The sequence below is a fragment of the Streptomyces sp. NPDC046349 genome (genome assembly GCF_055587885.1).
Map to the genome: position 1 here is coordinate 63,772 of NZ_JBVJFK010000021.1, position 11,089 is coordinate 74,860.

An 11,089-nucleotide genomic window follows, 5' to 3' on the forward strand; every position below is an offset into this window, starting at 1 on the left:
GGGGTCAGACCACCGTGACGGGGTGGCGCACCACCGCGTCGAAGAGATAGCCCTGCGTGTTGTAAACCGCCGTCTCCGGCTGGGTGCGCCCGCTCGCGTCGCTCGCCCGGGCCAGCAACGCGGCAGCACCCGTCGTCCGGGGCGTCCACGGCACCGACCAGCGCACCCAGCCACCCCGCCGCGGGGAGTCGTGCACCCGGGCGCGCCGCCAGTGGCCGCCGCCGTCCGTGCTGACCTCGACACGGGTCACGGGGGCGGCGGCGGACCAGGACCGACCCGTCAGCAGCCGCGTCCGGTGCACGGGAACGGTGGCGCCCAGCTCCAGCTCGAAGGCGCTCTTGAGGGTCTGCCGGGTGAGCGGGGCGCCGCCCTCCGCAGGCTGCCCGGGCCCGAACAGCCGGTACATGTCGGTGTTCCACGGCGAGTACAGCGCCTCGCCGCTCACCTCGATGTCACCGACCCACTTGATCGACGAGATCCCCACCCAGTCCGGAACCACCAGGCGGACGGGACCGCCGTGGTCGGGCGGCAGCGGACGCCCGTTCATCTCGTAGGCGAGCAGGACGTCGTCCAGTGCCTTCGTCACCGGCAGCGGACGCCGCACCCGGCCCAGGTTCACCCCGTTCGCCACCACCTCGTCGTCCAGCCCGCGCGGCAGGACGTCGACCGCGCCCGGGGCCACGCCGGCCAGCCGCAGTACGTCCGAAAGCCGCGCCCCGCGCCAGTGCCCGACACCGATCGCACCCAGCGTCCAGGCCGTGCCGGTGACCGGCTGGCCCTGCTGTGTGGAGTAGAAGTTCCGGCCGTTGCCCGCGCACTCGATGAACAGCGTCCGCTCGACCGCCCGCAGGGCCCGCAGCCGCTCGTACGAGAACTCCACCGGGCCGCCCGACAGCCCGTCGCCCCACACCTTCAGCCGCCACGTACCCGCGTCGACGCGAGGGGTGGAGGTGTGGTTGCGGACGAAGAACCGGTCGATGGGGGTGAGATGGCCCGTGCCCCGCAACGACGCGAAGTTCGTCTCCGCGTTCGTCCCGCGGATCGTGAACAGCTCGGGAGGCAGCGGCTTGACGATGCCCGGCGCGGCGTCCGCCCCCGCGGCCGGGGCGGCAGCGGCCGTACCGCCCCCGGCCACGCCCAGGGATCCGGCCGCGGCTCCCACCGCGAACAGCTTCAGCAGGTCGCGGCGGTCCACCCCGGCGGAGCGGGCGCGGCCGCGGGCCCACTGCCGCAGGCGCGTGCGGTCGTAGTGGCTCTCGTCCGACAGATCGTGCGGCATGGCAGGGTCACTCCTTGGTCGAGGCTCCCGACGGACCGTAAGGGCCCGGGGCGAACCGCGGAAAGCTTCCCCGGCCGATGGCCATGAACCCGCAACACCGCCGCAACGGCCGATTACCGCTGGTCCCGCGAATTTCGGCAGGATGGGGGGCATGACCGAGATCCGCACCCCCCGCCTCCTCCTCCGCCTCTGGACCGACGACGACCTCGTCGCCCTTTCGGAGATCCACGCCGACCCGGAGGTGATGCGCTGGATCGGCGACGGCTCCACCCTCGGTCTCGACGAGACGGCCGAGGCGATCGAGCGCTGGCAGGAGGAGTGGGACGAGGAGGGCTTCGGGATCTTCGCCGTCGAGCTCCTCGGCTCCGGCGAGCTCATCGGGGCCGTCGGCCTCTCGGTCCTCGAGGACCTGCCGGACGCCCGGGCCGACGTACAGATCAGCTGGCTGCTCGGCCGCCAGTACTGGGGCCAGGGCTACGCTTCCGAAGCCGCCCACGCCACCTTGGAGTTCGCACTCCAGGACCGCGGCCTGGGCCGCGTCGTCGCCGTCAACCGGCTCGGCGACGCCGCCTCCGAGAACGTGATCGGCAAGCTGGACATGGTGCGGGAACGCGAGACCACCGACCCCCGCCACGGGCACGCCGTCCACATCCACGGCATCGACCTCACGCAGTACGAGGCCTGACCGGGCCACGGCAGTCCCGCGTCAGCCGATCGGAGGACCCGGGGGTCGTCCGGTCCGCCCGACGGTTCCCGCCGACGGGCGGACCGGACGCGGGCCGCGGCCCGGCGAGCATGGACCGGGGGAGCGGGAGGGCGTACGCGGCCCTCCCCGCCCCGGAGCCGAGAGGGCCACCATGAACGCGCACGACCGACCCCTCCTCACCGCCGCCCGCCGAGGCGACGAGGCCGCGGCGGGCGCGGCGCTCGCCGCGGACGCCGCCGTGGAGTCCCGCAGCGACCGGCTGCCCCCGCCGCTGCTGCTCGCCGCACCCGGCGACAACCCGGCCGGCCGGGCCCGCCCTGGTCGCCGCCGGAGCGGAATCCCCGCCACGGACCCCCACGGGGACAGCCCGCGGCCGATCACCGGCGTCACCGGCAGCGTCCGCATGATGCGCCTGCTGCTGCCCGCCCGCCCCCACCTGCAACCGCTCGACAGGCTCGGCGGGATCCCCCTCCCCCCGGCCGCCGAGCGCGGTCGCACCGCGTACATGCGCGCCCTCCTGGAGGAGACCGGCGCCGACGTCGACCACGTCAACCGGCCGGGCCGGCCCGCCCTGCCGGAGGCCGCGCTCCTCGGCGACGGCGGCCCGCGCCACGAGGACGTCGCCCGGATCCTCCTCGCGGCGGACGCCGATCAGCTGCTCGCCGACCCCGAGGGCACGACCCCGTACGAGCACGCCGCCGGCCGTGGCTTCGAGGGCATGGCGCGGATCCTGGGCGCGGCCGCGCCGCAGTCCGGGGCGAACCGGTGAACCGCCGGGCGCGGAACACCCGTACCGGCCTCGTGGCGCTCACGGCCGCGACCGTGCTCGCGGCCTGCACCCCGGGCGCGACGCCGTCCGCACCGGCCCCGGCGCCGTCCGCCGCACCGCTGCCGGCCACCGCGCCGACCCCGCAGGGTCTGCTCCTGACCGCGGACTTCGGCGCCGACACGGTCACCTTCGTGGACCCGGAGCGCGGCGCGGTCGCCTCCGTCGCCGTGGGCCGGGCCCCGTACGCCCTGGCCGTCGGCGCGGACGGCCGCGCATGGGTGGCCACGGCCGAAGGCGTCGCCGTCGTCGACACCCGCACCCGCGAACGGGTCGCCCGCATCCCGTACCGCACGGCCACCGGACCGGTCGCCGACGGCGAATACCGCGGAGGCGGTATGGGCATCGCGCTGTCGCCGGACGGCGCACGCGCGTACGTCGGCGTCAACGTCCCCGGTGCCACCGGCGTCCTCGAGGTCCTCGACACGGCGAGCGGGGACATCACCGCCGTCGCACCGGTGGGCAGGCGCCCCTTCGACGTGGACGTCTCGTGGGACGGCGCCGAGGTCTACGTCACCGGGCACGACTCCTTCGACGTCACCGTCGTGGCGGCGGGAACCCTGAGCACCCGCCGCATCGAGGTGGCCCCCTACGGAACCGAGGGCGGCCTCGGCTCCTGGCTCAAGCCGCACTACACGGCCGTGCGCCCGTCCGACGGGAAGCTGCTGCTGCCCTTCGAGGGTGAACGGCTCGCGGTGGTGGACCCGCGCACCGGGCGCACCACGGTCGAGCAGATGACCGCCGACACCCACCAGCACGGGGTCGCCGCCACGTCCGACGGCCGGCTCCTGGTGGTCGGTACCGGGGCCGTTCGGCCGGGAGAAGGCAAGGGCCCGTCGCTGACGGTCCGGGCCCCGGACGGCACTGAGCGGGTCCAGCCGCTGCAGGGCCCGCACGAGGACGTCGCCGTCTCCCGGGACGGCCGGACCGCTTACGTCACGGGCGGTTACACCCGCGACGGCCACTGGAACGGCATCACGGTCGTCGACCTGGACACGGGCACCACCCGCCGACTGCCCGCCGGCATCCGGCCCCTGGGCATCGCCCTGCTCTGACCGGTCTCAGGCGGACCGGCCGCGCCGGAACCAGCACCGGGGGCGGGCGGTTCGGCGGACGCCGGGCCATCCGGTACGGCATCCGGCCGACGGCCGTCACCCGTCGCCGGACGGCAGGGAGCACCACCTAGGCGCTCCCGGCCCCGATCAGGCCCGCGCCCGCCGCGCCTCAGACGGGTCCGCCGCCGGGGGCCCCGGCCGCGCCGCCCGAACGGATCGCCGCGAGGGCCGCGGCGTGCAGGGCGGCCGGAGCGCCGTGGTGGGGGCGGGGGCTGCCCGTGAGCGTGTACCACTCGTCGGCGTCCTGGTACTGCACGTCGAAGCGGACCAGCCCGTCGGCGGTCGCGGTGGTGCGCAGGGTCAGCGGGCCGGTGATGACGCCGACCTCGTCGGTCATGGCGCCGCCCGGGCCGGCGAGCACCCCGTCCTGCCACTGGTCCGCCCGGGTCATGAGGTGCAGGTGTCCAGCATCGTGGTGAGCATCTTCTTCTCCGGTTCGGTGACGGTCAGCTCGTAGGCGGATTTGACGGTGGTCCAGGCCCGGCCGTACCGGCACCAGCTGGAACGGTCCGGCGGCTGCCACAGGTCGGGGCTCTGATCGCCCTTCGACCGGTTGGAGGACGCGGTGACCGCGAGCAGTTGGGGACGGGTCAGGTCGTTGGCGAAGGCCTTGCGCCGGGCGGCGTCCCAGCCGGACGCCCCGGAGCGCCAGCCCTCGGCGAGCGGCACGATGTGGTCGATGTCCATCGCGGCGGCGTCGGTGACGACCACCCCGTCGTACAGGCTCTTCCAGGTCCCGGACACGGCCCGGCATTCGCCGTCCTGCTTCACCTCGGCGCCGTCCCGCTCGAGGACCGTCTCGCGGGTGTCGCACTTGTTGCCCTGCTCGGCCCAGTGCGTGAACTTGGCCCGGCTGTAGCCGGCCATCGTGCCCACCGGAGCCACCTTCAGCGCGGCCAGTTGTGCACGGGCCACGGCCGTGGTGACCATGCCGGGCAGCACGTCCCCCTCGTCCGGCGCCCCGGCCGGCGGCGCGGCCCGGGAGACGGACGGCTGAGGCTTCGCGTCCTGGCCGCCCGGCGAGGCCGGCCCCTCCGGGTCGGAACATCCGGCCGCGGCCGCCAGCAGCAGGGCCGCCACCAGCGCACCCGGTCCACGTATCTGACGTCCCATAACCCCACCCCGAGCCGGTACCGCTCCGCCACTGTCCGGGAAAGACTACCCAGAACCGGACAATCGACCTACAGAGGCCCCTCCGGCGGGCGTTGTCAGTGGCTCTCGCTAGTCTCCCCGACATACCGCAGCTCAGGGGGGTTTGCTCCCCCCTGTCAGGGCTGCGCGGAAACACGTACGGGACAGGCGGAGGGGCACAGTCTGATGGCATGGCTGGCGGCGGGCGAGGGGTACGAGATCGCCCTGGTGGAAGGGCGGGTGGCGGCGAGGTCCGTCACCGGCCGGGCAGCGGGACGGCAGTTGAAGACGCTGCCCAAGGCGCTGAAGGACCATCCCGAGGTGGACCGGCTGCGCCGGCTCGCCGAATGGCTCGACCGCCACGCGGCGGCCTGCGTCGCCCAGGTCGACGGCTGGATGGTGTCCTCGCTGCCCGTGCCGACCGAACTGCTGGCCCGGGTCTGGCCCGACGAGGCCTGGCAGAACGCCCTGCGCGACCTGGCCGTCGTCGGCGACGACCCCGACGAGGTGGGCTTCCTGCGGGACGCCACCGCGTCCGGCGAGCTGAAGGTGGTCAACCTCGACGGCGAGACCATACGGCTCTCCCCGCGCACGGTGACCCTGCCCCACCCCGTACTGCTGCCCGACCTGGACGACGTACGGGAGTTCGCGGCCGAACTGGGCATCGTGCAGCAGGTCGAGCAGATCCACCGCGCCACCTGGCGCAAGCCCGACGAGGTCTCCGCCACCGCCACCGAGGTCCGCGACTACGCGGGCGGGGTCTTCCCCACCCGCTTCGGCCTCGCCGCCCGCGCGACCGCCCTCGGCTACCGGGTCTCCGGCGGCTACGCCACCTGCAAGGTCCGCGACACGGGAGCCGGCTCCGGCACGGAGGCGTCGGTGTGGATCGGCGAGCCCTACTACGACGCCGAGACCACCACCGGCGCCCTGAGCTGGCACGACGAGGACGGCCGGGCGGTACCGCTGACGAAGGTCGGACCGGTGGCCTGGTCCGAAGGAATGCGAATGGCCGCGGCACTGTACGCCGGGCGCAAGATCGAGGAGGGCGGGGACGCGTGAGCAGGAACCTGAGAGACACCGCGGCGACCGAGAACGAACTGCTGCTGCAGGCGGGAGCCGTACTCCCCAACGGCACCACCGGCGCCGGAACCGACGCCGTCGGCCTGACGGCCCGCACCTACCGCCACCCCGGCCTCGACGAGGACCGCGTCGTCGTCCGGCTCGCCGCCGCCGAACTCGGAGCGGCCGAGGACCTCGCCGCCGGCTTCCTGGGCCTCGTGCGCGACGAGGGCGAGCCGCCCGTCGTCGGCCTGAGCCGCCGCCAGGCGCTCGGCTTCCCCGAATGGGTCCTCGTGCACCACCCCGAGGACGGCCACCACGCCCTCGCCGTCGTCCCCGAACTCGACCGGATCGCCCGCCAGGCCAAGACCAAGCCGAAGGCCGCGCTCGACGCGTGCACCGAACTGGCCGACCGCCTCGCCGCCTCCCTGCCGCATTTCCTGCCGCTCTTCCACGAGCAGGCCGCGCGCATCTTCCTCGCCGTCGAGAACACCACCTACGCCGCCCAGCTGTTCGGCCGCGCCCGCACCGCCGAGGCCCAGCACGGCCTGCCCGTCGACGAGGACCGCCTCGACTCCGTCTTCCTCGAATTCGCGCTGGCCGGCGCCCTGCCGGTGAAGGTGCTCGCCGGCTACGGCAAGGCCCTGGCCGTCCGCGTCAGCCCCGCCGAGGCCTACGAGCGCTTCCGGCGCCTGTGCGTACGCCGCACCGCGGGCGGCCTGCCACCCTCCGCGCAGGCCGCCGTCGAACTGCGCCGCCTTGCCCGCGCCGCGGGCCTGACCGGCACCGAACCCGAGCAGGACTACCTCGCCGAACTGCTGCCCCTGCCCGCCACCCTGCGCGCCGCGCTCGGCTGGTGGAAGGCCCACCGCGGCGCCCTCGTCGCCCTCGCCCGCCGCGTCCCCGCCGTCCGCGGCACGCTCCTCGGACTGACCCCGCCCGGCGGCGACATCGACCTGATCGACCTGTGGCTGGACGTACTGGAGGAGTCCGGCGCCACCGCAGGACTGGCCGACGGCAGCCTGCCCGAGGAGGAGCGCTGCTCCGACGGCACCTCCGGCTGGCTCGAGCGCTTCTCCACCGCCCGCCGCTCCGGCTGGGGCCGCCGCCCCAGCAACCCGGTCCTTCTCGACATCGTCGAGCGCTGCGCGCCGCGGCTGCGCGCCGAACTCGACCGGCCGGGGCGGGAGGCGGGCCTGCAGGTCGGCGTCCAGGACGCCGACCTCCTCGACCTGCTGCTCACCCTCGAAGTCCCGGTCGCCACGCCCGACGAAGACGAGAAGCGGCACCGGCACGACGCCCTGAACCTGTCCGACTGGGCCGACCGCGACGAGCGCCGCGACCTGGCCGCAGTCGCCGCGGACGTACGCTTCCAGCCCGCCTTCCGCCGGGCGCTGAACGGCCTCGGCAGCGGCGGCGCCGACATCGTCCGCCACATCGCCGCCTCGCCCGGGGCACGACCGCTGCTGGCCGAGTGGATGCGTGAAGTCGCCCGCGCCTCCGTCGCCGCGGGCCTGCCCGGTGTCCCCGACGCGATCGAGCGGCTGACCTGGCTGCCCGTCGAGGCCCTGGTGCTCGCCCCCGAGGAGGTCGCCGCCGCGGCGGCCGCCGACCTCGGGGAAACCCTCGCCCGCACCCTGCGCGGCGGCCTCTTCGACGAGCTGGCCTGGCCCGCCTGGGAGAGCGCCGTCGCCGAACTCACCCCCGGCAAGGACCGCAACGGCCTCACCGTCGTCGAGGCCTGGCCGTACCTGATCGTCGCCAACGCTGCCCAGGTCCGCGTCATCGACGCCGACTCGACCGTCCTCACGCACGACCTGCGCGTCCCGGCCGGCTCCCACCGCCGCATGGGATTCCACTACGTCGACGGCGAACTGCTCGTCTTCTGGTCCGACTGGAGCGCCAACCGCATCGAGGGCTACTGGCACTCCTCGCCCGGCACCGTCTTCACCCTGGACTCCGACCGCAACTACTGGTCCCTGCGCAGCGAACACCTCTCCCTCCCGCTGCCCGGCGGCGGGCGCACCACCGGCGGCGGCGTCCTGCACCGCGGCGACACCCGGCTGCCCGACGAGCGACCGGTCCTGTCCGACGGCACCTCGTACTGGGTGTGGCGGCAGCGCGACCACGACAACGACAGCGGCTGGCTCGAGTACGACCCGGCGAGCGGCGCCTACGGACGCTCTTCCACGCCCGCGTTCTTCACCGACACCATGAGGGCCTACAGCGGCAGGGCTTCATCCGGCTACTCCAGCCGGCTGCTCCCCACGCCCACCGTGGAAGGCTCCGTGCTCGGTGCACCCGTCGACGGCGTCCTGGGCTGGCACGCCGTACGCCTCCACGACAACGGCTGGGTCGGCACCGACAACGGCGGACGCACCGTCACCGTCCCCGAAGGCGGGGACAAGCCGGTCGCGGCCCTCACCTTCCCGGGCGACGACCGCCCGCGCGCCCTCTCGCACAGCTGGCGCGAACTGGCCCTCACCGACCCCGACGGCGTCGTCACCGCCCAAACCCGCAACGACCGCCACGACACCCCCTTCAGCACCGGCAGCGTCGACCTCCCGCCGCTCTCCCACTGGTACGCGCTGCGCCCCCGTGACCCGGAGGGCTCGGCCGCGCTGCGCACGGCCGACCGCGAGACCGTCGGGGCCCTCATGAAGGCGGCCGCGGCCACGCCGAAGGTCACCGACCTGCCGGACGCCGTGAGCGCGGCCCTGCCACGCGTCACCGACCCGAAGCTGATCGGCGGCATCGTCGAGGTCCTGCGGTTCGCCCTCACCCAGCAGAAGGCCCTGGACGCGATCGGGGCCCGCCTCGACGCGGACACCGCCCCCCAGGACGAGCGCGAGCTCGGCCCCGCCGACCAGCTGCTCGGCGCCGCCCTCAACGGTCTGCTGGAGCACACCCACTACCGCTACAACGGCGAAAGCGACGGCACGCACCGGACCCTGAGCCTCCTCGGCGCCGCCCGCTCCGAGAGCGACGCCGCCGGGATGCCCGGGCTGCTCCACTTCGACACCCCCGCCCTCCCGTACTACAGCTGCACCTGGACGCCGCTGTTCGACCAGCCCGCGGCCGCCGCCTACCGGGCCGTCGCCGCGACGACCACCGACGAACAGCGCGAGGCCCTCCTCACCCTGCTCGGTCAGGTGGACGCCCTCGGCATGGCCTCGGCGCGGGGATCGGCCGGCAGCTGGCGCCAGGTCCAGGTCCACCTCGGCCAGGCCCACCTGACCGGCCCCGACGGCCTCCACCGCAACCTCCACCACCGCAGCCTGCTGCCCCTGGGCGGCGGAGCCGTCCTCGCCGTGACCGAGCACGGAACCTCCGTGCCCGACGGACACGAGTTCGGCGCCCTCCTCCACGACCCCACCGGCCGCTTCACCGTCCCCGGCCCCTACACCGTCCGCCGCGCGACACCCCTCGGCGACCCGGACCGGGAGCCCGGCTGGCTGACCGCCTTCCTCGGCACGGCCGCCGAGCACGGCCCGGTGCCCTTCCACCCGGAGGCCGCCGAGGAGTTCTCCCGGCTCACCGGGGTCTCCGGCGCCCTCGCCCGCCTGGTGATCGCCGGACTCCCGCACATCGACAGCTGGGACCGCAACTTCCTGCCCGCGCAGGTGCGCACCGCCCTCGGCGTCAAGGCGACCGACGCCGCCTACGCCCGGGACGAGCTCAAGGCCCTCGGAGCGGAGGTCCGGCGCGCCGTGGTCGCGGCCCTGCTGCCCGCCGATCCGGCGCGCCTGTGGAGCGAGGGCCCCGACGTGGCGGCCGCCGCGGAGGTGTGGAACCGGCGCGTGGGCCGGCGCACCCCCGTACCCGACTGGCTGGCCACCGAGGCCGCGCGGGCCGTTCGCGGCGGATGGCCCGCCCACCGCGTGCTGGCCGCACTGCTCGACCCGGCCGCCTCGCGCGAGCTGTCCGTCGACGTGCCGTGGATCGTCAAGGGCGACCACGTGGAGCCCGCCGTGCCCGTCACCGACCCCTTCAACGCGCAGGTCCTGACCGCGACCCTCGCCATGAGCGCGTGGCTGGCCCACCGGCTGCCGGCCGGGGACCCGGTGCGAGCGGTCCTGCCGCCCGCACTGACCGCCGTACGGCAGCGGCTCGCCGCGCCCGAGCTGCTCCTGGAGATCGCCCACTACACCAGCCTTCCGAACTTCCGGAAGGTCGCCGGCACCCCGACCGAGACAGGCGAGGGCTACGAGCGCTACGGCGCGGTCGTCATGGCCACCCACGACGACCAGCCCAAGCCGGCGGTCCGTACGGCACTGCTGGACTCCACCGGCTCCGACCCGTACCTGCCGGCGCTGCGCGGCGACGACCAGGAGCCGTCCGTGGCCGAGAGGGCCCTGCGGACCGCCCACGACCCGCGTTTCGCCGCACTCCTCGCCGACCCGGGCGCGCCCGCGGCCGGCGAGACCGACGCAGCCGGCACCTGGTGGCCGCAGGACCCGAGCCGTTCGGTTCCCGAGCTGGTGCAGGAGGTGAGCGCCGCGCACGGACTGGGCGCCGACGCGGCCGCCCTGTACCTTGCCCTCCTCGCCATGCCCGACCCCACCGACCGCAACACCGCCCGGTGGACGGGCTGGAAGCCCGCCCGGCTCAAGGCCGCCCGCGCCGAACTGGCCGCCACCGACCTGGTGGTGTCGGCGGACCGCAGCAGGGCCGGGCGCTCGCTGTTCCTGCCCGGCGGGTGGGCCGACATGGCCTCCCCGGCACTGCCGGTGGAGCAGTGGAAGCTGCCGATGTACGGCCTCACCCCCGGCGCCCGTCCCCTCCTGGGCGTTCTGGCACCGCCCGAACCGGCCGCCGAGCTCTACCGCAGGGCCTGGCAGCGGGTCCGCGAGGGCGACGTCCCGCGCTTCCAGGAGCTCAAGGTGAAGCGCACCCGCGCCCGCCGCCGCTGACCCGGCCGGTACCCCGACGCGGGGCCGGCGCGGCCCACCTGACACGGTGGGCCGCGCCGG

8 protein-coding genes are annotated in these 11,089 nt (G+C 75.1%); 5 read left to right on the plus strand and 3 right to left on the minus strand.

Annotated elements, in window-relative coordinates; translation table 11 throughout:
* Positions 1-4 precede the first annotated feature (4 nt).
* A complete protein-coding gene (locus ACZ6JS_RS34625) occupies positions 5-1,279 on the minus strand; it encodes a sulfite oxidase (RefSeq protein WP_469303954.1) in 1,275 nt (424 codons plus the stop codon).
* Positions 1,280-1,430: 151 nt separating this feature from the next.
* Here ACZ6JS_RS34625 and ACZ6JS_RS34630 point away from each other — a divergent pair, with 151 nt between their 5' ends.
* From ACZ6JS_RS34630 to ACZ6JS_RS34640, 3 genes are all read left to right on the plus strand, one after another.
* Complete coding sequence (locus ACZ6JS_RS34630) at positions 1,431-1,964, plus strand: GNAT family N-acetyltransferase (protein WP_469303957.1); 534 nt, start codon at positions 1,431-1,433, stop codon at positions 1,962-1,964.
* Positions 1,965-2,136: 172 nt separating this feature from the next.
* Positions 2,137-2,754 carry an ankyrin repeat domain-containing protein gene (locus ACZ6JS_RS34635; protein ID WP_469303958.1) on the plus strand — a complete coding sequence of 206 codons (618 nt, stop codon included), beginning with the start codon at positions 2,137-2,139 and terminating at the stop codon, positions 2,752-2,754.
* Positions 2,751-3,866 (plus strand): YncE family protein, encoded by a 1,116-nt coding sequence (locus tag ACZ6JS_RS34640; protein WP_469303960.1) that lies wholly within the window; start codon positions 2,751-2,753, stop codon positions 3,864-3,866. Before ACZ6JS_RS34635 ends, ACZ6JS_RS34640 begins: the two co-directional genes overlap by 4 nt.
* Before the next feature lie 169 nt (positions 3,867-4,035).
* Here ACZ6JS_RS34640 and ACZ6JS_RS34645 read toward each other — a convergent pair whose 3' ends face one another.
* Together ACZ6JS_RS34645 and ACZ6JS_RS34650 are read right to left on the minus strand one after the other, a co-directional pair.
* Positions 4,036-4,317 carry a hypothetical protein gene (locus tag ACZ6JS_RS34645; RefSeq protein ID WP_469303961.1) on the minus strand — a complete coding sequence of 94 codons (282 nt, stop codon included), beginning with the start codon at positions 4,315-4,317 and terminating at the stop codon, positions 4,036-4,038.
* The gene (locus ACZ6JS_RS34650; RefSeq protein ID WP_469303962.1) at positions 4,314-5,039 is read right to left on the minus strand and encodes a GmrSD restriction endonuclease domain-containing protein; all 726 of its coding nucleotides are present in this window, start codon (positions 5,037-5,039) and stop codon (positions 4,314-4,316) included. The genes ACZ6JS_RS34645 and ACZ6JS_RS34650 overlap by 4 nt, the downstream gene beginning before the upstream one ends.
* A 204-nt stretch (positions 5,040-5,243) precedes the next feature.
* Here ACZ6JS_RS34650 and ACZ6JS_RS34655 point away from each other — a divergent pair, with 204 nt between their 5' ends.
* A complete protein-coding gene (locus tag ACZ6JS_RS34655) occupies positions 5,244-6,116 on the plus strand; it encodes a DUF4132 domain-containing protein (RefSeq protein ID WP_469303964.1) in 873 nt (290 codons plus the stop codon).
* Positions 6,113-11,029: a DNA-binding protein gene (locus ACZ6JS_RS34660; protein WP_469303965.1), complete on the plus strand. Its 4,917-nt coding sequence runs from the start codon at positions 6,113-6,115 to the stop codon at positions 11,027-11,029. Before ACZ6JS_RS34655 ends, ACZ6JS_RS34660 begins: the two co-directional genes overlap by 4 nt.
* The last annotated feature ends 60 nt before the right edge of the window (positions 11,030-11,089 follow it).